At 41.5% G+C, this 19,963-nt stretch carries 22 protein-coding genes and 1 tRNA gene; 7 read left to right on the plus strand and 16 right to left on the minus strand.

The window, feature by feature from the left end; translation table 11 throughout:
- Positions 1-4: 4 nt before the first annotated feature.
- Positions 5-1,438, plus strand: a complete 1,434-nt coding sequence (locus ACVW2L_RS11775; RefSeq protein WP_457128166.1) for a serine hydrolase domain-containing protein — start codon at positions 5-7, stop codon at positions 1,436-1,438.
- Here the strand turns inward: ACVW2L_RS11775 and ACVW2L_RS11780 are convergent, their stop codons facing one another.
- Positions 1,439-2,098 (minus strand): MBL fold metallo-hydrolase, encoded by a 660-nt coding sequence (locus tag ACVW2L_RS11780; RefSeq protein WP_457128167.1) that lies wholly within the window; start codon positions 2,096-2,098, stop codon positions 1,439-1,441.
- Positions 2,099-2,150: 52 nt separating this feature from the next.
- Here ACVW2L_RS11780 and ACVW2L_RS11785 point away from each other — a divergent pair, with 52 nt between their 5' ends.
- On the plus strand, positions 2,151-2,507 hold the full coding sequence (locus ACVW2L_RS11785) for a VOC family protein (RefSeq protein WP_457128168.1): 357 nt from the start codon (positions 2,151-2,153) through the stop codon (positions 2,505-2,507).
- Here the strand turns inward: ACVW2L_RS11785 and ACVW2L_RS11790 are convergent.
- The 8 genes from ACVW2L_RS11790 to ACVW2L_RS11825 form a co-directional block, all read right to left on the minus strand.
- Positions 2,495-3,139 (minus strand): HAD family hydrolase, encoded by a 645-nt coding sequence (locus tag ACVW2L_RS11790; protein ID WP_457128169.1) that lies wholly within the window; start codon positions 3,137-3,139, stop codon positions 2,495-2,497. The two genes, ACVW2L_RS11785 and ACVW2L_RS11790, sit on opposite strands and share 13 nt — an antisense overlap.
- A gap of 35 nt (positions 3,140-3,174) precedes the next feature.
- The gene (locus tag ACVW2L_RS11795; protein WP_457128170.1) at positions 3,175-4,872 is read right to left on the minus strand and encodes an ArnT family glycosyltransferase; all 1,698 of its coding nucleotides are present in this window, start codon (positions 4,870-4,872) and stop codon (positions 3,175-3,177) included.
- Between the two features lie 18 nt (positions 4,873-4,890).
- The gene (locus ACVW2L_RS11800; RefSeq protein WP_457128171.1) at positions 4,891-6,150 is read right to left on the minus strand and encodes a type IX secretion system plug protein; all 1,260 of its coding nucleotides are present in this window, start codon (positions 6,148-6,150) and stop codon (positions 4,891-4,893) included.
- A gap of 4 nt (positions 6,151-6,154) precedes the next feature.
- Entirely contained in the window at positions 6,155-6,433 is a 279-nt protein-coding gene (locus tag ACVW2L_RS11805; RefSeq protein WP_457128172.1) for a Txe/YoeB family addiction module toxin, read from the minus strand.
- Positions 6,409-6,606, minus strand: a complete 198-nt coding sequence (locus ACVW2L_RS11810; protein WP_457128173.1) for a DUF2683 family protein — start codon at positions 6,604-6,606, stop codon at positions 6,409-6,411. Before ACVW2L_RS11810 ends, ACVW2L_RS11805 begins: the two co-directional genes overlap by 25 nt.
- A 43-nt stretch (positions 6,607-6,649) precedes the next feature.
- A complete protein-coding gene (locus tag ACVW2L_RS11815; RefSeq protein WP_457128174.1) occupies positions 6,650-7,189 on the minus strand; it encodes an adenylate kinase in 540 nt (179 codons plus the stop codon).
- A gap of 106 nt (positions 7,190-7,295) precedes the next feature.
- The gene (abc-f, locus tag ACVW2L_RS11820) at positions 7,296-9,218 is read right to left on the minus strand and encodes a ribosomal protection-like ABC-F family protein (protein ID WP_457128175.1); all 1,923 of its coding nucleotides are present in this window, start codon (positions 9,216-9,218) and stop codon (positions 7,296-7,298) included.
- A gap of 100 nt (positions 9,219-9,318) precedes the next feature.
- Positions 9,319-10,080, minus strand: a complete 762-nt coding sequence (locus ACVW2L_RS11825) for an SGNH/GDSL hydrolase family protein (RefSeq protein WP_457128176.1) — start codon at positions 10,078-10,080, stop codon at positions 9,319-9,321.
- A 151-nt stretch (positions 10,081-10,231) separates the two neighbouring features.
- Here ACVW2L_RS11825 and ACVW2L_RS11830 point away from each other — a divergent pair, with 151 nt between their 5' ends.
- Positions 10,232-11,269 carry a quinone-dependent dihydroorotate dehydrogenase gene (locus ACVW2L_RS11830; protein WP_457128177.1) on the plus strand — a complete coding sequence of 346 codons (1,038 nt, stop codon included), beginning with the start codon at positions 10,232-10,234 and terminating at the stop codon, positions 11,267-11,269.
- A gap of 179 nt (positions 11,270-11,448) precedes the next feature.
- Here ACVW2L_RS11830 and ACVW2L_RS11835 read toward each other — a convergent pair whose 3' ends face one another.
- The 3 genes from ACVW2L_RS11835 to ACVW2L_RS11845 form a co-directional block, all read right to left on the minus strand.
- Positions 11,449-11,622, minus strand: a complete 174-nt coding sequence (locus ACVW2L_RS11835) for a spore protein (RefSeq protein ID WP_457128178.1) — start codon at positions 11,620-11,622, stop codon at positions 11,449-11,451.
- A gap of 32 nt (positions 11,623-11,654) precedes the next feature.
- Positions 11,655-11,725: transfer RNA gene (locus tag ACVW2L_RS11840), tRNA-Cys, on the minus strand.
- Positions 11,726-11,771: 46 nt separating this feature from the next.
- A complete protein-coding gene (locus ACVW2L_RS11845; protein ID WP_457128179.1) occupies positions 11,772-12,521 on the minus strand; it encodes a TrmH family RNA methyltransferase in 750 nt (249 codons plus the stop codon).
- Here ACVW2L_RS11845 and tamL point away from each other — a divergent pair.
- Positions 12,512-14,875: a translocation and assembly module lipoprotein TamL gene (gene tamL / locus ACVW2L_RS11850; protein ID WP_457128180.1), complete on the plus strand. Its 2,364-nt coding sequence runs from the start codon at positions 12,512-12,514 to the stop codon at positions 14,873-14,875. The two genes, ACVW2L_RS11845 and tamL, sit on opposite strands and share 10 nt — an antisense overlap.
- A gap of 206 nt (positions 14,876-15,081) precedes the next feature.
- Here the strand turns inward: tamL and ACVW2L_RS11855 are convergent, their stop codons facing one another.
- Positions 15,082-15,615 carry a hypothetical protein gene (locus ACVW2L_RS11855; protein ID WP_457128181.1) on the minus strand — a complete coding sequence of 178 codons (534 nt, stop codon included), beginning with the start codon at positions 15,613-15,615 and terminating at the stop codon, positions 15,082-15,084.
- 138 nt (positions 15,616-15,753) lie between these two features.
- Between ACVW2L_RS11855 and ACVW2L_RS11860 the strand changes: the two genes are divergently transcribed.
- Positions 15,754-16,272 (plus strand): acyl-CoA thioesterase, encoded by a 519-nt coding sequence (locus tag ACVW2L_RS11860; protein WP_457128182.1) that lies wholly within the window; start codon positions 15,754-15,756, stop codon positions 16,270-16,272.
- Positions 16,273-16,320: 48 nt separating this feature from the next.
- A complete protein-coding gene (locus tag ACVW2L_RS11865; RefSeq protein WP_457128183.1) occupies positions 16,321-16,683 on the plus strand; it encodes a hypothetical protein in 363 nt (120 codons plus the stop codon).
- Between the two features lie 7 nt (positions 16,684-16,690).
- On the opposite strand, the gene ACVW2L_RS11870 is transcribed toward ACVW2L_RS11865, so the two are convergent.
- The 3 genes from ACVW2L_RS11870 to ACVW2L_RS11880 form a co-directional block, all read right to left on the minus strand.
- Positions 16,691-17,491: a hypothetical protein gene (locus tag ACVW2L_RS11870; protein ID WP_457128184.1), complete on the minus strand. Its 801-nt coding sequence runs from the start codon at positions 17,489-17,491 to the stop codon at positions 16,691-16,693.
- 118 nt (positions 17,492-17,609) lie between these two features.
- Positions 17,610-18,593 carry an aldo/keto reductase gene (locus ACVW2L_RS11875; RefSeq protein ID WP_457128185.1) on the minus strand — a complete coding sequence of 328 codons (984 nt, stop codon included), beginning with the start codon at positions 18,591-18,593 and terminating at the stop codon, positions 17,610-17,612.
- Positions 18,594-18,615: 22 nt separating this feature from the next.
- The gene (locus ACVW2L_RS11880; protein ID WP_457128186.1) at positions 18,616-19,023 is read right to left on the minus strand and encodes an EVE domain-containing protein; all 408 of its coding nucleotides are present in this window, start codon (positions 19,021-19,023) and stop codon (positions 18,616-18,618) included.
- 205 nt (positions 19,024-19,228) lie between these two features.
- Here ACVW2L_RS11880 and ACVW2L_RS11885 point away from each other — a divergent pair, with 205 nt between their 5' ends.
- Complete coding sequence (locus ACVW2L_RS11885) at positions 19,229-19,963, plus strand: hypothetical protein (protein WP_457128187.1); 735 nt, start codon at positions 19,229-19,231, stop codon at positions 19,961-19,963.

The following is a 19,963-nucleotide window of genomic DNA, read 5'->3' on the forward strand; positions in this document are numbered from 1 at the left end:
AATTATGAGGCGATTTGTTTTAGTGGTTTGGGTCTTAGTATTTGTCTTAATACACAACAATACTTCTGCCCAAAACCGCCAGCTGCAAAAAACAGATTCTGTATTAACACTGATAAAGCAAAAATTCAAATTAAAGAATGCTAACGAATTGTATGCCCTTATGGGCGACAAATTCAAACTGGCCTTAACGCCAAACGCCTTTCAAGCGGTTTGCAACCAGCAGTTATTCCCGTTAGGCAATATCAAATCTGATTCACTCATCAGCTTTGTAAATAACAAAACCGCTACTTACAAGCTAAAGCTCGATGCAGTAACGCTGCAACTAATGCTAAGCCTTGATCAGTTTGATAAGATAGAGCTTTTTCTGTTTCAGCCTTATAAAGACGTTTCTGTTAAAAAGCTCATGCAAACTGCCACCAGTAATCCGCGGGTAACATTAATTGACAAAAAGGTTGACACTGCAGCCCGCGCCTACATTCAAAAGGTTAATACCGTAGGCCTTAGCATAGGGATTATAAAAAACGGCAACGTCAGCATTTATAACTATGGTGAAACTACTAAAAGCAACAATAAATTACCTACCGGCAATACATTGTTCGAAATAGGTTCAATAACCAAAACTTTTACCGCTGCTCTATTGGCTTGGTACGTAAATGAGGGAAAAATAAAACTAAGCGACCCGATAACTAAATACCTGCCGGATTCAGTAGCATCTAATGTTCAGCTAAAAAATGTTACGTTGCTTAATTTAAGTAACCATACTTCAGGCCTGCCCAGTCTTCCCACTAATTTTCAGGCGCAAAAGCCGTACGATCAATCAAATCCTTACAAAAACTACAATAAACAATTGCTATTTGCTTACCTAAAAAGTTGCCGACTTAATAATGAGCCGGGCACAACCTACGCATATTCAAACGTTGCCGTAGGCTTATTAGGCGTTATAATGGAGAAAATTAGTGGCAAGCCTTATGAGCAAATTGTACAGGAAATTATTACAACACCACTGCAAATGAAAGGCACTGCCCAGCATTTACCGCGTATACTTGCCGACAGGTTTGCTGCGGTATATGATGACCAGGGTAATGTTACCCCGGCATGGGATTTTGACGCATTGGCGGCTGCAGGGTCTTTACGATCAACCGTTAACGATCTGGCTATTTACGCGAAAGCTAACATGGCGACTGATGAGAGCAAACTATCAAAAGCTTTTAAGTTAACCCACCAGATAACGTTTAAAAACAGCGACACGCCGATTGCTTTGGGCTGGCATATTATTAAAGTTGGTGGCGTTGATTACACCTACCATAACGGCGGCACCTATGGCAGCAGCAGCTTTTTGGCCTTTAATACAGAAAAGAAACTCGCTGTTATTGTTTTATCCAATGCAAGCGAAAGCACGGATGCTTTAGGTACTGATCTGATCAAAAAGTTGCAGTAATTAAAGGGTCACGCTATCCCCAACTTTGTAAATCGGGTTAAATTTTATACCACGTTTCTCAAAGTGTTGTTGATAAGCAGCATACCGCTGCTCAATAAAAAAGTCTTTAGCGTAGCCGTCATGAACAGGCAGGATCTGTTTAGGTTGTAATTTATCTGCAAACTCTGTTATGCGGAGTTCGTTGGTAAAGGGTGCCATGGTTACCATGATGAGCAGTTCAATTCCTTTATAAGTCAATAAATCATCTTCCATCGAATCAACCGGATGGAGTATTTTATCGTTGATGACAAAACCCGTCATTTGAGGCAGCGGGTTATCCAATATCAACTCATGCTTTACTGATATAGCTTGTAATTTAAACGGGCCAAGGCTATAGGTCCCATCGCTCCAAACAGTATGCGCTAATCCGGCTTTGGTAAGCACTTCGCCAACCTGAGCATTAGTATAAACGGGCGCATTGTTTAAAGCCAGGATACGGTCAAGAATATCTACATCCAAATGATCCGGATGCACGTGGGTGATGATAATCCCATTGATATCGGCAAACATTTCGGGCTGCACCAAGCCTTCGGCAAAACTAAATTTGCCTGGGTCAAACAGTAGCTTATAACCATCCAGCTCAAACACTAAGCAAGAGTGCAGGTATTTCGAGATCCTCATCTATCAAAGATAATATCTAAGTTTTATCTTTGATGTAAAATACATTTAACCAATGAGGCTTAACCATATTAACTTAGTAGTATCGACTGTTGAAAATACGGTAAAGCTATTTGAAACACATTTTAGCTTTAAATGCGAGACTATTAAAGGCGATAATGCCATCGCCATCTTAAAGGGCGAGGATGGCTTTATCCTTGTTATTATGAAAGACAAAGCGGGAGAAGTAACCTATCCCCATGCATTTCACATCGGCTTTATGTTAAACAGTGAAGAAGAAGTGACCAAGTGTTTTGAGAGCTTGAAAAACGATGGAATTACTATAGGACGAGTCCCAGGCAAAATACGCGACACATTTGGCTTTTACTTCAATTTTGATAGCCTAATGATAGAAGTGGGTTATAGCAACTGAGTTAAATCACCTACCGTATCAATAGTTGCCACCTGATCTTCGTCTACCTTTCCAAAACCGTATGACGCAAATATAAAAGGCACGCCGGCACCAACCGCGGCATTATAATCGCCCATGGTATCGCCCACGTAAACAGGTGCCTTTAGGTCATGATCGTTTACAATATCCTTTATGTTATCTGCCTTGGGCATATTCTTTGTGCCGTAGCATTGGTGGCCCAAAAAATATTTTTCCAGTCCACTGGTTTTAAAAAAAACTTCAATGTAACCGCTTTGGCAATTGCTGACGATATAGAGTTTGTATTTGGTTGATAAATATTGTAATGTTTCTGCTAAAGCCGGGTAAAGCTGCCCGCCTTTTGTGTGCAAAATTTCCAACTCATATTTTGCCGCTATGGCTTTATACTCCTCGCGTTTTTCATCTGTAAGATAAGGAAACAACTTCTCGAAAATGGCTTTATAGGTCATGCCGGTGATGCCTTTCACCATATCGGCGGTAACGTCTTCTTTTATAAAATCAACTTGCTCTTTAGCGGCCTGCCATGCCTCGGCTACCACGCCGGTACTATCCCAAAGCGTACCGTCCAGATCAAAAATTATGCTATCGAATTTGTTTTTCAGTGATGTATTCATTGCGGCAAAAGTAAGATTTTATTTTGGCGCGATTGTCATTTTGGAGTTACTAAAGCCACTTGCATTTCGGTGAGCTCTTTGCTACGGGTTGCCCTATTCAAAAACGAAGGCTTCAACCTGCTTATCCAGTATCTATTAAAATCTTTAAGCGGTTTAACCTGCCAGCCTTTACCGGCAAGCGTATTGATGTATGCCTTAGAGCCAAATAGAATGGTCTCTTTTTTCACCTCGCTTGATATCACCTCTCCCGATATGGTTTTCGTCTCTGCGTCAATGTAAAATTCAAAAGGGGTAGTCATATCCTCATTTACCTGCACAACCGGCAAATCTTGTGGGTTATGTTCATTGATCCACGCCGCGGCTTCACTGCCGGCTTGATATTTCAATAACGACTTATAAAAAACCTGATTAAGGTAAAGGTTGACAATGAAGGAGACCATTACCGTCCGCAAAACAATTTGTGGCATAATACTTTGGCTTATGCGTTGCGGAAGCAGGAAGGAGAACAAGAAGATCACTCCTAAAAAGAAAGCTATAACAAACGTTAAAGTTTCGGGCCGGTAGAAGTAATGGAGAGCCACTATAACCAGCAGCAACAACGCGAAAATGATGCCTTGCGTTATTTTAACCGCATTAACACTTCCCGGCGCTTTTATATCGTACAGGTACTGTGCGGTAATTATAGAAAAGAACGGGAACACAACATTTAAATAATGCGGCAACTGAAAGCTTGAGGCAGAAAAGAGCAAGAAAGTAAGCATGGAGCCGCTTATACAATACCACTCGGTGCGAAATACCATACGGCTGCCTTTTTTCATCGACTGAAACAGTGCGACAAACAATAACAACGACCAGGGTAAGAACGCCCACAAAGCGGTGTGCACAAAAAAGAAAGGATCGCCGTGGCCTCTGATTGGCCCGGTATTAAAAAACCGCCCAAACTGGCTGTCCCAAAAAAAGAATTTTATGCCCGATGCGTTATGCGTGTTAAAGATCAATTTTTCGGGATGGGCATCAAACTGTACATAAAGACAGTATAATTCAGGTAAAATAAATATCAGGATTAATACAGCGGCTATAAGCCACTTTACATTGAATAACTGCTTCCATTGCCTTGTGATGAACAAGTGCCCGCCTATGGCTCCGCAAATGGGCACCAGCGCGAAAAGACCCTTGGTCATAACTGCACAGGCGGCAAAAAGGCAGGCCAATACCAATTGCCGGTAGTTGCCTTTTTGCGCGCGGTACAAATGATACACTGACGCAATGATCAGCCCGGTTAAATACGGTTCGGCGCGTACATCGTTATTAGATAAAATAATATGCTGTGCAGTAAGCAATATTAATACGGACCATAATGCTATTTGCGTATTATATAATCTTTTAGCGAACAAATAGGTATACCCCGCCCCCATCAGCATAAAAAGTATAGCGGGCAATTTATAGGCAAATGTGGTAAAACCTAAAAGCTTAAAAGAAAATGCAGTTACCCAAAAAGGGAAGTGTGGTTTATCCAGCCAGTCGGTACCGTTATAAAACAGCTCAATGTAGTTATTGCGCTGTACCATGGTTTTGGCGATGGTAGCGTAAAGCGTACCATCAGGCCCCATAATAGGGATAAACAATCCTGTTAAGTTGATCAGCACCGCAACACCTATAAAAAGGTACAGCCATTGTTTATCAAATGCAGGGTTGGTTTGCGTCATTCTACCATCAAAGGTAGTGGTTTGCATTAATTAACCTACAGTAGCTTATTTTTTGGCGGTACTGAGCATACGGTAGCCTACCAACTCATCCCAGCGGGCGCTTGGGGGGCGGTAATAAACCAATACCTGGTACTCATTCTCGGTTTCAAAGTGGCTGCCTTCTATGGGCACATCATCTGCCTTGCCGGCGTTGTCTACCCATGTGTATTCGTAGTCATAGACACCCTGTTTTAGCAATTGCTTACCGATATACCGGCCCGCTCCGGCATCAAACTCCAGCTTGCTGCGTTCGTCAATACGATAATTATTAAATTGGCCAATCAGGTGCACCGCTCCCTGACTGGGCAAATTACCTGGTGCCAGGCTAAAATAAACGTACGTGTAATCTGCATCGCGGCGGGCATCATTACCATCCTGATTCAGGATAAAGAAGCGGCCATCGTTGTCAAACTCAAATAGATAATCCGGGTTGTTGCGCAGCGGCTCTGTAAGTAATACAACAGAATAAGCGGTATCGCGATAGATACGGCCTATACGTTGCGAGTTAAGCTTCAGTGTGCGTGTATCAAAACGCCTGAACTCATTGCGCCCCGCAAAATTATTGATGCTGATATCGTTATAAATAAGTTGGCCGTTGCGCACATAGGTAGGCGCAATATTGGTTTGCGCCGTTTCACTGCGCTCGTTTTGCATTACCACCAACCGCATGTCCGAGTTAGGGTTTTGGACAACCAGCCCGCCATAGTTTACCTGTACATTTACCTTTTGCCCGGTTTGTCTTAATTGAACAAGATTAGGCGTAACTACATCTGCGGCAACCCCTACACGGCTACCTAAAACGTACAAACGCCTGGTAAGTATCATTTTATTCTGATCGCCATCTTCATACACCTTAAGCACATAGTTGCCGGAAATTTTCGGTTTGATGTTCTCATTTGGGAACTTCAACTCGTAATGCGTGTACTTACGCATGGTATTGGTGGAGTATAAATAATCTATAATGCGGTCGTCCTGGTAACTTTGCAGGTAAAACCCTATTGAAAGGCCCGATGAGTTCCATTTGTTATCGCAATGCTCAATTGTATAATAATAATTATGAAATCCGCCGCGCAGATCATCAAATGCCAATAACAACTGCTCGGGTGTGTTTAAATTGATAACAGGGAAAGAGCCAACTTTTGAGGTGTTGTATAATTCTACGCTTTTTATAGCAGGGTTGAAAACGTAATTGGTATAAGGGGTTTGGGCGAGGGTGTTAAAAACCCAATTTGACAGAAATAGTAATAAAATAGCGCGCTTTGCCATATCGCTACTTATTATAGTGTCCCATAGCTGAAATAACAAAAACAGTTACTACATTCTCTTCAACTTGATAGATAAGTCTGTCTTTCTGATTTATTCTCCTTGACCATAAACCATTAAGCGAGTATTTCAAAGCTTCAGGATTGCCAATTCCAACAAATGGTGTTTCGGAAAGTTCAATAAGTATTTTTTCTATTTTTTTTATGCTTACCTTATCGCCGGATTTATAGTGCTGCTTTAAGTGTGTTTTCGCTAATTCCTCTATTTCAATCCTAAACTTCCCCATACATCTTTAGGATCTATTTCTGTGTATTTACCGCTTTTTTGTGCTTTTTTAATCATAGACACAAACTCAGGATCATAAGGACCTTCCTCTACGCTAATTTTCAATGCTTTAGCTATAGCTTTCAAAACAGTTTCTTGTTCCTTGGTCTGCGGATGCATTATCAGTGTCGCCATATTCAAATTTACATATTATTATATCAGAATACAATCAGCTGTTTTATACTCTTTTGATGTTTTCCATCACCTGCTCTATGCGCTCATCCACCGTAGTATCACCCTCTATTTTCAAAACAGGGCAATTTAATTTGCTTATCCATTGTTGATGCACGCTCAGATTTCTTCCATTTGTACTGTTATCATCGTACCCATTGGCCCAGCCAGTGAACTTTTGGTATTGCGCTGCACGATAAGGGTCGGTAAATATTTTATCGCCGTAACGCTTTAATTCACGGGCGTCGAGACGTTGCATCCGTATAGCATGAGGTAGATAAAGAAAAACCACCAGATCAAATTTGGTATGCCAATCATCGCCCCAGCTAACTAATGATCCGCCGACAATAACGTCCTCATTAGCCTCAAAATCAGCTTTAAGCATGGCAATCCTTTCTGCCGGATCGCGCTTTACTGAATAAGGTATTTCTGATGGAACGAAATAATAATGGTCAGTATCCAGATAGGTGTAACCTAAGCGCTTAGCCAGCGCATTACCCAGCGTTGTAGAACCGGCGCATGACGCGCCCATGATATGGATCTTCATGATAATGACAATATATCGTCATGCTGAACTTGTTTCAGCATCCCACATGCTTAGCGCGCATTCATGTTTGGTGGGATGCCAAAACAGGTTCGATATGACTGAAAATTTACCCTTCCAGCTCCATTATCTGCTCCGCCAATGTTTCCCAGGCTTGTTGCAGATTTTTCAACTCCGCCTGCTTTTGCGAATAGGCGGCGTTGGTTTCATTTAATTTGGCGCCGTCGTTATATATTTTATCGTCGGCCAGTTTGGCTTCGAAATCCTTAACGTTTTTTTCCAAACCAGCTATCTGCTCCTCCATTTTAGAAAGATCCTGGTTTAACTTTTTTAGCTGCTGATGTTTATTTTCTGATGGCTGCTGCTTAACCGGTTCAGGTTTTTTCTCTTCTTTTTTTGGCTGAGGAGTTGCTGCTGCTGCTTTAGGCTCTAACTTACGTTTATCGTTCCACACATCATATTCGGCGTAAGTACCCGGATATTGCTTGATCTTTTGATCTTCAATAAACCAGATCTTATTGGCCACATTATCCAGGAAATACCTGTCGTGCGATACTACTATAACCGTACCCTCATACTGCTGTAAAGCCTGTATCAGTATATTAACAGAAGCCATATCCAGGTGATTGGTAGGCTCATCCAGTACCAAAAAGTTAGCATCTGCGGTTAGCGCTTTAGCCAAGGCCACGCGCGATTTTTCACCACCGGATAACACTTTGATCTTTTTGAAAACATCGTCCCCTGTAAACAGGAACGAACCTAATATGGAGCGCAGCTCTGTATCGGTATGTTTTGGAGCAAAAGCTTGCAGCTCCTGCAGGATCTGATGCTCAAGATGTAACGATTCCAGTTGATGCTGCGCAAAGAAAGTTTGCGTAACGTTATGGCCCGTTATTGCGGTGCCCTGGTACTCTTTATCAGCTCCGGCCACAATACGCAGCAGCGTCGATTTACCTTTACCGTTGGCACCTATCAGTGCAATTTTATCACCTTTTTCAATTATGGCTTCTGCATCGTCTAAAATATCAATTGCAGGATATTTTTTGGTGATGTGCTCCAACGTACTTACGTGACGACCGGATTGTTTGCTAAATTTAAAGCTGAAGTTGACTTCAGGATTGTCGTCATCCACGTCATCTACACGCTCCATCTTATCAAGCATTTTGATACGTGATTGCGCCATTTTTGCTTTGGATGCTTTGGCACGGAAACGCTCTATCAAACGCTCTTCTTGCTTTATTTTTGATTGCTGGTTTTTAAACTCCCCACGCTGAATTTCTGCACGAAGTGCTTTTTCTTCCAGATAGAAAGTGTAATTACCTGCGTACACGTTCAGTTTACCCTTGCGCGACTCAACCGTGCGGTTAATCACCTTATCTAAAAACCACCTATCGTGCGATACAATGATTATGGCGCCGGTAAATGCTTTCAAATAATCTTCCAGCCATTGTATAGAGGGTAAGTCCAGGTGGTTGGTAGGCTCATCCAGCAGCAAAATATCTGGTGCCTGCAAAAGTATTTTGGCAAGCATTACCCGCATACGCCATCCACCCGAAAAGGTGCTTAGCTTACGGTGGCAATCAGACTCGCTAAAACCTAAACCGGCTAAAATCTCGTGCGCTTTGTATTCAATATTGTACCCGTCAAGCGCTTCAAACTCGCTTTGCTTGTCGCTTAGTTTATGTAAAATATCTTCGGTGTATTCAGTTTCCAGCTTTTTAAGCAAAACTTCAATCTCATCATGCAATTGGTTTTGGCGTTCAAAAGCCTCCATAGCCACATGCACGATATTTTTATCAGACGAGTATGACAACAGATCCTGGTTAAGGTAACCCATGGTAAGGTCCTTAGCCATTGATATGGTACCCGAAGTAGGTTTGTAATCACCTACAATTATTTTTAAAAGTGTGGTTTTTCCGGTTCCGTTAGCACCAATCAGTCCAATTTTCTCTCCGGGTTTAATGTGCCAGTTGGCCTCATCATACAACGCCCTCGCACCTATCTCGAACGTTAAATTATTTATAGCGATCATTTGGGCGCAAAGGTACGGTTTTTTGAGGTAAAATATTAAAGGCGAACACTAAAAGGTTTTATAGTTTAAACAAGATGCAATCTTTCAGCTTACCTTTCAGCTACTTAACAGCTTCCAACCACGTTTGCGCCATTAACGCTGCACCGGCTACAGATGGATGCACCCCGTCGCCCGTCCAGTAAATGGGCGGCGCTTGTTTTATAGCTTTATCAAAAGCTGCTTGGTAAGGGACAAAGGGCGCGTTGTATTCGTCCGCAATATCCCGAGCGGCCCTGCGGAACAGATCAAACGTTGGGTACCACTTTTCGTCGACGGACCTTACTCCCATCAACGCAAAAGGCTCACATAAAATAAATTTTACATCCGGCAATGCGGTTTTAGTGCGGTCCAGCAGTTTTTTATAATCGGCAATATAGGTTTCAATGGTTCCCTTATAACCGCTGGTTAAAGTGTGCCAAAAATCGTTGACGCCGATATGAATGCTTAATACCGTTGGTTTAATATCCAGCGCATCGGCATCCCAGCGCTCGGCAAGTTGATAAACCTTATTACCACTAATTCCTTTGTTAAATATTTTAAGGTCCTTATCAGGATGTTTCAATAAAAGTTCGCCAGCGGCCATCAGTGCGTAACCGTTACCCAGCGGCGATGCCAGGTTGGGTGTATTAATGGTTTTGTTACGGCCGGAATCGGTGATGGAATCGCCTTGAAAAAGTATCACGTCGCCTTTTTCAATAGCAACTTTTTTCGCTATAGGATGCTCCGCTATAGCAGCAGATACAATTTGAGGAATACTGACAGCGGCCAGTGTGCCAATAGATGCAGTTTTGATAAAATTTCGGCGGGAGCTTAAAAAGTTCATAGTTCTTGGTTAATGGTTCATAGTAATCGGCTTTACTAATGTAATCTTTTACTTGACTATAATGGCTAACAAAAAGAAAACAACATAACTATGAATTATGAACCATAAACTATGAACGAAAAACTACCAACCAAACTACTAACTTTGCTGCATGTATTCTCTACTCAAACCCATCCTTTTTCAATTCGACCCCGAAAACGTTCATTACTTTGTAACCCGCAATTTAAGGCGCTTTAACGGCTTCCCGGGAGGAGCGGCATTAAGCCGTGCGTTGTGGGATCTGCGTGATGACCGGTTGGAAAAAGAAGTATTTGGCCTTAAATTTAAAAATCCGGTGGGTTTGGCAGCCGGGTTTGATAAGAATGGCGAGGTGATAACCGAAATGGCTAATCTGGGTTTTGGCTTTGTGGAGTTAGGTACCGTAACCCCGCTGCCCCAACCCGGCAACCCAAAACCAAGGATGTTTCGCAGTCCGGCGGATAAGGCAATTATTAACCGCATGGGTTTTAACAACCTGGGCGTTGATGTTTTGGCATCGCGTATAGCAGCTTATCGCAAAAACCAGCCCGAGGCACAAAAAGGTTTGATCATTGGTGGCAACATTGGCAAAAATAAAAATACACCTAACGAAGACGCCGTTAATGATTATATAAAATGTTTTGACCGCCTGTTTGATGTGGTAGATTATTTTGTGGTGAATGTAAGCTCGCCCAACACGCCTGGCTTACGGGCATTACAGGAAAAAGAACCCCTTATGCACATTTTAAACACGCTACAGCAGCGCAACAATAAAGATGACATAAGCAGACCCATTCTGCTTAAAATAGCCCCAGACCTAACCAACGAGCAACTGGACGACATTGTTGAGATAGTACAGGAAACCAAAATTGCCGGCATTATAGCTACCAATACCACCATTGACAAATCGGGATTAAAAAATGAGGCACTAAAGACGGAGGCTGGTGGTTTGAGCGGCGCGCCCCTAACCAAACGCGCTACCGAAGTAATTCGTTATCTGGCCAACAAATCAAATCACTCGTTCCCTATTATTGGTGTTGGTGGTATACACTCTGCAAAGGATGCTTTAGAGAAGATCAAGGCAGGCGCAGCTTTAGTACAGCTCTACACGGGTTTTATTTATGAAGGCCCAGGCTTGATAAAGGAGATAAATAAGAAGATGTTATCTTAATCTGTCTTAACCAGGATTTGTAAGATGTGCAGGATTATTAGATTTTAATTACCGGGTAATCCTAAAATCTTTATATCCTATGAATCTTACTTCAGACAACCCTAATCCAAAATAAACGCACAAAAAAAGCCTCGCCGGTTATCACCGACAAGACTTTAGACCATAAATTTGTTTAGAAATTATTTGCCTGCAACAGCTGCTAAAACTTCGTTGTTTTTAGCTATCTGGCTATTTTTTGATTCATTTGAACGGCTACCATACTCTAAGTTGGTGGCATTTTTCAAAAACTGAACTTCTAATCTTGAGAAAGTTTTGTTTCTTCTATCTTTTCTTTTTAAACGAGTTACGCCCATGACAATTTTTTTATTTAATGTTTTTAACCTTGAGGTCGGGAGCGGATTCGAACCGCTGTAAAAGGTTTTGCAGACCTCTGCCTAGCCACTCGGCCACCCGACCCTTTAAAGGATTGCAAAAATAGTAATTATTTATTGCACACCAATATTTATTTGCGGTTATTTCTGTTTATTTCCGAACAAAATATAGCGGTAGCAATAGCCACGTTTAACGACTCGGCGCCACCAAAACGCGTGATAGTAACGGCTTTGCTAACCAGCTTTATAATTTCAGGGCGGAGGCCGTTGCCCTCATTGCCCATTACAATTAGCCCTTCTGAGCCAAAATTTGTTGCATAAATATCCTCGCCGTTAAGCAATGCGCCATATACCGGAAGGTTTGCAGTTGAAAGAACATCTACAAGATCCATATAGTGCAGGTTAATGCGGGATAGCGAACCCATGGTAGCCTGCACTACTTTAGGATTGTAAACATCAACAGCATCTTCGGAGCAAATTATGTCGGTTATACCAAACCAGTCTGCTGTCCGAATAATGGTACCCATATTGCCCGGATCTTGTATGCCATCCAACACAAGCGAAAACTTATTTTTAAGTAAAACAGGCTTTAATGCCGGCCAATTGGGTATTTTAACCACCGCAATTACATCTGCGGGCGATTTTAAAGAACTTATTTTCTGCAGAATGGTTATTGATATTTCTATCGTGTTTATTTTATGCGATAATTTAAGCAATTTTGGCACTATTGCAGGTGTATGATAAATGGTTTCAACGGTATAGGCAGATTGAAGAAATTCATTAACGGATTTTAAGCCCTCAACCAGAAACACACCATGTTCCTTGCGGAATTTTTTATGTTGTAACGATTGTAATAAACTTACCTGAGATTTTGAAAGCATATATTAATAAAACAAATCTTTATCGCTTTACAATATTAGGTATTCTTCTGCTTTTTATAGGTACCGGATGCAGTTTAACCCGAAAGCTTGGCCCTCACCAGGCGCTGGTGCGTAAAATAACCATAAAGGGCATGGATAAGGAGTTTGAAGAGGCCGCTGTTAATTACGTTGATAAACAGCAGCAGCCCAATAGCGTGGTTAACTTGCAATTTTACTATTGGTTTAGTAAAAATGGTAAAAGACAAATAGGCGAACCGCCTGCTATACTGGATAGCAACCTGGTTGAGTTTTCCCGTTTTCAAATGGAAAAATTTATACAGACCAAGGGTTATCTTAAAGCAAAAATCAGGGATAGTATTGTCATCAAAAAAAAGAAGGCCGAACTGGTATTTATTACCGATCAGGGGCCACTATTCAGGATTCGCAAGTTAACTGACAGCATACCAGACGAAAAGGTACGTTCACTTTTCCACAACACTTACGGCAACTTCTCTCACTTGCGCCCGGGCGGCAGATTTGATCTGGATAGCGTAGCTTATAATCGCGATGCCTTTTACCAGGTAATGAAGCGTAACGGTTATTATGATTTTTACAGGCAGTACATCAATTTTGAATATGATTCTGTTTTTAACAACAGCGTTATTGATCTGCATATGGTAATTGATAACCCCGCCGATAAAAATGCGCATCCTGTTTACACCATAAATAACACGCTGATAACCATATCAAACAGTAACGGACGTACAAACAGCAATGCTGATACCATACAGGTAGATTCGCAATTTACATTTGTAGATCATTCGCGCAGGTTTAAACCACACACCGTTACCGATTATATTTTTCAGAAAAAAGGCGATATCTATGATATAGATATGCAGACTGTCACTACCTCGCGGCTCTCCGAACTTAACGTTTTCAGAAACGTGCCAAATCCAACCTATACCAAAACGGCTGACAGTACTAACCGGCTAAATTCGCAAATAGATATTGTGCCGCTCAGAAAAATGTCTGACCGCGTGGAGGCTGAATTCTTGTTTGCCGGCGGGCGATACGGCTACAATATTGGCAATACTTTTACTAATAGAAATATTTTTAAAGAGGCCGCTATATTACAGCTGAAGTTTAACTACAGCGTTTTATATGCAACCGGGAATGATATACCCGGTTCAAGTGGTGTAACCAACCAGGATTTTAAGATAGGTGTAAGTTTAACTTATCCCCGAATTATAGCGCCGTTCAACTTTGCCAAACCCGGTAAATATGGTGTGCCGCATACTACATTTGCCAGTAACTATTCGCTGTTTTTTCAGCGGGATCTGGTTACCCGTACAAGCTTTATCAACTCGATTACTTATGATTTTGCAGAAACGGCAAACAAACTACACAGCCTTACAGCTGCCAATTTTGAATTTTCAAAGGGCTCAATAGACCCCATTGCAAGGCAGCAATTACTTGATCAAAATAGATTTTCGTACGTATACCTTATTGGCCGTACTACTTTTACAACTGGTAGTCAGTATACCTATCAGGTTAACGGTAATCAGTTAAACACCTTACGCAATTTTTCTTATTTCCGCGGTTCGCTTGATGTTGGCGGTAACCTGTTGTCGCTTTTGAGTACAGCTTTTAACACTCCGCGCGATGCGCAGGGACAGCGCACCCTGTTTGGCTATACTTTTGCGCAATATGCCAAATCAGAAATTGATTTCAGGGTATATAAAAGTCTTGGTGGCGACAAACAGTTTATTTTCCGGATCAACCCAGGTATTGGTATACCTTACGGTAACAGTCGCCAGCTTATTTTTGAGAAAAACTTTTACACCGGAGGTGCCAACGATATACGGGCCTGGCTACCCCGCACGCTTGGCCCAGGCCAGTTTAATCGCGGAGACGCTTATGGCAGTGACAATATTACCCGCACCCGCTTAAAATATATTGACCAGTTTGGCGAAGTAAAGCTGGTAATGAATGCCGAATACAGGTATAAATTAGCTAATAACTTTTTTGGAACTATTTTAAAAGGAGCGCTTTTTGTTGACGCTGGCAACATATGGCGCCTGCACCCGGAGGTTGAAAACCCAAATGGCGAATTTAAGTTTAACCGCATTCTTCAATCATCGGCAATTGGCATAGGTACCGGCTTACGGTTTGACCTTAACTTCTTCGTTTTCCGTTTAGATGCCGCGTTTAAAGTAAAAGATCCGCAGTTTAGAGGATCTGAGCAATGGGTGCTGTTTAAACATGCTGATGAGTTGTTTAAGAGCGGCGCGTTTAAACAGAACTACCAACAAGCCAATGGCGGCGATGGCTATAACTTTATGCAACTTAATTTTGGTATAGGGATGCCTTTTTAGATGTGCAGATGTTAGCTTGATGTGCAGATATGCAGATGCGTGAATGTGCAGATGTTAGCTTGATTTAAAGAGAAGCTCAAAACCATTCAAAATCCTTTTTAATCATTTGCATATCCGCACATTAAAAACTCATTTGCACATCTGCATATCCGCACATTTAAAACTCATTTGCATATCCACACATCTGCGCATCAATCAACTGCATATCAAAACAACCCTCTCAACCCATTAACAATACTTTCAAAAAAGGTTGAGATGCTTAGGCCGTTCTGGTAGTTAAAGAACAGGAATATGCAAAACACGATCAGAATTATAGCTATAAAACGCTTAAACACGTACCCCAGTAAAACAAGCGCCAGCGGTATACCCAGCAGCAGCGCCCAACTTACCGTTATTGGGCGCAGTTTGCCGTCTTGCTTATAAATATAGTAAAGCATGGAGTGCGTGCCGTTGTCATTAATATGCTTAACATAAAAAAAAGACGATTTATCCAGCTTGTGGTGGTAAAACGCAGTGCCCTTTTCAAACTTCATCTCTTCCTGAAAACCGTTGATGGTAAAACTGAAAATACCGTCAACATCTTCCCGAATATTATCCAACGTATCTACTGCCACTATGGCCACTTCGCTTTCAGCAAAGGGATTTTCCTTGACTGTAAAACGATCAATGTTTACAGTATCGGCAAACAAAGCGGTCTTAGCTGATATAAGTAATAAAACAACTAAAAGTATTTTTTTCATAACGGGCAGGGTTAATTTAGCAGCAACATCGTCCGCAATAAAAATAGCTATTATTATTCAGAACGCCGAAGGCTATACCGTTAACAGCAGATAAACAAATTTGTGCGGTAACTGTGTATATTTACAAAAACACCGCTTATGTTAAAAAAATCGCCCAAAGATTCGCACACCATTATGAATGAATTGGTGTTACCTAATGATACCAATATGCTGCACAATCTAATGGGCGGCCGCCTGCTGCACTGGATGGACATTGCCGCCGCTATATCTGCACAAAAACATTGCAATACGCTGGCGGTAACGGTATCTGTTGACAGTGTTTCTTTCAAGCACTCTATTAAATTAGGTGATGTAGTGACCATTGAAGCGCGGGTATCGCGGGCGTTTAATACTTCTGTAGAAGTACGGATGGACGTTTATGCCGAGAATATTCCATCGGGCACACGGGTTAAAAGTAACGAGGCTTATTACACATTTGTGGCTTTGGATAAAACAGGCAATAAGCTGCCTGTGCCTGAGTTAGTACCAGAAACACCGGCGGAACATGCCCTATACGACAGCGCACTGCGCCGCCGCCAACTACGTTTGATATTGGATGGTAAATTAAAGCCACATGACGCTACGGAGCTAAAAGCTTTGTTTATAGATAAAGCATAAAACTTTTTAATGCTTTGGTAGCTTATTATGTTATATAATCTACTAAATATGAAAGCTAAAATTTTTGCCTTTATTATATGCTCATCAGTAATAGCAGCATGCTCAAGCAACAAAAATACCGTTGAAGGCACGGCCACTGATGCCCCGCTTCCTAAAACCGCTACTACATTTACTGCTCAACGCGACGGAAGCTCGTTTGAAAGAGCGATTATAATAGAAGAAAAAACCGAGAGAGCCGGCCTTGAAGCTGAGAACACCCAGCTACTTGCATTGTTCCCAGGCAGTAAAAGAGTTTCGCAGCGGTATGAGGTTTATAAAGACAAACAGCACGAGGTAGTTAACATTTCTACTGCAGACAGCAGAGATGTTGCTGTTTACTTTGACGTTTCCAGCTACTTTGGAAAGCAATAGGCTTTATCTATTTTAAACTATACTCCCCTGAAACACCGGTAAGTACAGACATGCTTGGGTTTGGATTCGGCGGCATATTGGTTTTATTGATGTATACACTTTTTATGTTGCCGTTTTCTTCGCGATTAATTGTTACACCCGGCGTATCATCCATTGTAATGGGATTGAGTAATATTTTATAATAAAACCTGCCTTCGCCGTTTATGGCATCTTTAATTAACTTACGCGCTACAGATAGTTCATACATATAATGCAGTTCATTATCAAACGACGATGCCAGGCTTATACCATCAGTATTGTAAACAGAAAGCAGGGTGTCTACACCCGTTATTCCGGTGGTTCTTAAAAACTTGCCTTTACTTGCAAAATTTTTATTATTTGCTGACATAAAGTAATTCACACTATCTGCCGGTACGGCCCTTAGTGAAAATTTTATATTGGGTTTGTTTTTGAAATTAAAGAGGGGAAATCTGATAGTAGCGGCATTTTCGTCTGATTTTTTGCCGATAGCGTTTATAACGAACGTAATTCCACCACTTAAAATTTTGCGCACAATAGTTTCGTCAGTTGCTTTTATAGCAAGGTAAATATTTTCATCATCGTGCGCTATGGTATAAAACACATCGGTAGCGTTATTGTAGGCTTTGAAATCCCATTCGGTCGTTTTACCATCAATCTTTACTTTGGGCGGTGCCAACACGCTGCCTTCCTGTTTATTAGGAAGTTTTTGGGCCACGCTTTTAAAACCAGCAAAAGCCAAAACTCCGACAAATAAAAATATGCGAATACTTGAAAATGTAAGCTTCATAAAGGGATAATTTATTGCTGCTTAAAACTAAGCATTTAGTATTATTTACCAAACAGCTTACGAGTTAAAGATTTGACAACCTTTTAAAGGTTGTCAAATCTCGCTTAGTTTATAACCACTAATAAACCCCTCTTATCTTTTTGTGAATTTCTTCATCATATAGCTTACGCAGACCACTAAACGTTTGCGCTGGCAATGGCGGCAATGTAGACGCGTGTATATTGGTTTCAACCTGACTCACCTTTGATGCGCCCGGGATAACCGTGGTTACCTGCGGATGATCCAGGATCCAACGGATAGCCCACTGTGCCATGCGCTCGTCCGGCAACATTGCACCTATCTTCTCTGATAAGCGCACACCTTCATTATATTCAATCCCCGAGAAGGTTTCGCCTACATTAAACTTCTCGCCGTTGGCGTTATAGTTTCTATGGTCGTTAGCTGCAAACGCTGTTTGCTGGTTAAACTTGCCGGTTAACAAACCGCTGGCCAATGGAACGCGTGCTATAATAGCAACACCTTTTTCGGCAGCTTTGGCAAATACTTCATCGGCCACATGCTGGCGAAAAAGGTTGAATATGATCTGTAACGATGCCAATCCCTCCTGCTCCAAACATATTAACGCCTCTTCTGACGTTTCTACACTTGCGCCAAAGTTGGCTATCAATCCCTCCTGCTTTAGTTGGCGCAAATGGTCAAACACTTTGCCTGATCGCATTTCTTCAGTAGGGATGCAATGCAGCTGCTCTAAAAACAATTGCGGCACGTCTAAATAACGCAATGAATCCTCCACCTGCCTACGCATCGCATCATAGGTAAAGTTTTGCGGCCAGCCGTTAGGCTCGTCTCCCCGCCTGCCTAATTTGGTGGCTACATAAATTGGCGTGTCAACTGTTTTTAAGAACCTGCCTATCACCTGCTCGCTCACGCCCATGCCATAAACATCGGCCGTATCAATAAAATTGCCGCCGCCATCAACATAGGCTTGCAAAATTGCAAAGGCATCGTCATCGTTAATATTACCCCAATCGGCGCTGCCTAATTGCCAGGTGCCTAAACCTACTTCGGCTATGGCTGTATCTTTAAATTTTCTGTAGTTCATGGTATTGCCCCTAAGGAGATTGTTAATTACTTGCTAATTGTAAAATGTAGTCAAATTCTTCGGGTTTAATGCTGGCTACTGATAGACGGCTCAACTTTACCAGCTGAATATCTTTAAGCATTTCATCGGCCTTTATTTGTGCCAGCGTTACCGGATTTTTCAGTTTTTCAACCGGAGAAAGCTCTACTACCACCCAGTTAGTATCATCGGTAGTTGGATCCTGGTAGGCTTCTTTTACCACTTTGGCTATCCCTACAATTTCTTTACCCTCGTTGCTGTGGTAAAACAATACCAGATCGCCCAGTTGCATGCCGCGCAGGTTGTTGCGTGCCGCGTAGTTACGCACACCATCCCAAAAAGTGCGGCCGTCGGCAACAAATTTGTCCCAACTGTATTTATCAGGCTCAGATTTTACTAACCAATAATTCATTTTTTTGCTTCGTTATTATGCGGTAAAGCTATTTAAAAAAGCGGGAGCGGTCAATAGATAAGTAATTAGTGAATGGCTAATTAATGGATAAGGTTAAATAAAAGATACAATCATTTTTTAACTAATAAAATAGTTTTATATTAGAGCAACCAATTAAAACACTAACCCCTTTCAGCCTTGAAAAAAACAGTATTTATTTTTTTTAATGACAGTAGCCTTTGTTACCGCGTATGCCCAAAAACTACCCAATATACAACAGGAAAGTTTACGCTTACCTGCCAATGTTAAAATTGATGGTAAAACAACCGAGTGGGGTGATAAATTACAGGCATATAATAAAGCCACTCGCATTGAATATACCTTAGCCGATAACGCCGAACAATTCTATTTGGCCGTCAGGTCAAAAGATGTAGCAAGCACGGCAAAAATATTGGCAGGTGGAATAACCCTAAATTTTTATATCCCCGGCATAAAGCAAGCCAATGCCGCCTCTATAACTGTGCCTGTCACCAATTCGGGTTATGCTTTAACTGCATCAGGAGCTGTGAAAGCAAATTTTTCTGTTTTAACAGATTCTTTAAAAATTATGGCTGCAATTAAACAGTTTAAATTTATAAAAGCACTTAATTTTAATGGATTACAAGACACCTTAATTTCAATTTATAACGAGCAAAGCATACAAACCAAAATGACTTACGGCAATGGCGCGTTTGTATGCGAAATTTTGATCCCAAAAAAATTTATTGGTTTGGTGGGACTTTCTAAACCATTTGCTTATCAGATAAAATTAAATGGCGTTCCAACGTACCAGGTAGCAGCTGGCCCTCCGCCGCCACCTTTAACCGCTCCGGCTAATTGGCTACCTTCTGATCCCCGGCACATCACTTTAGAAGTAAATAGTCCAACAGATTTACGGGGCGAATACACTTTAGCTAAATAA

It is taken from the genome of Mucilaginibacter sp. HD30 (genome assembly GCF_054061755.1).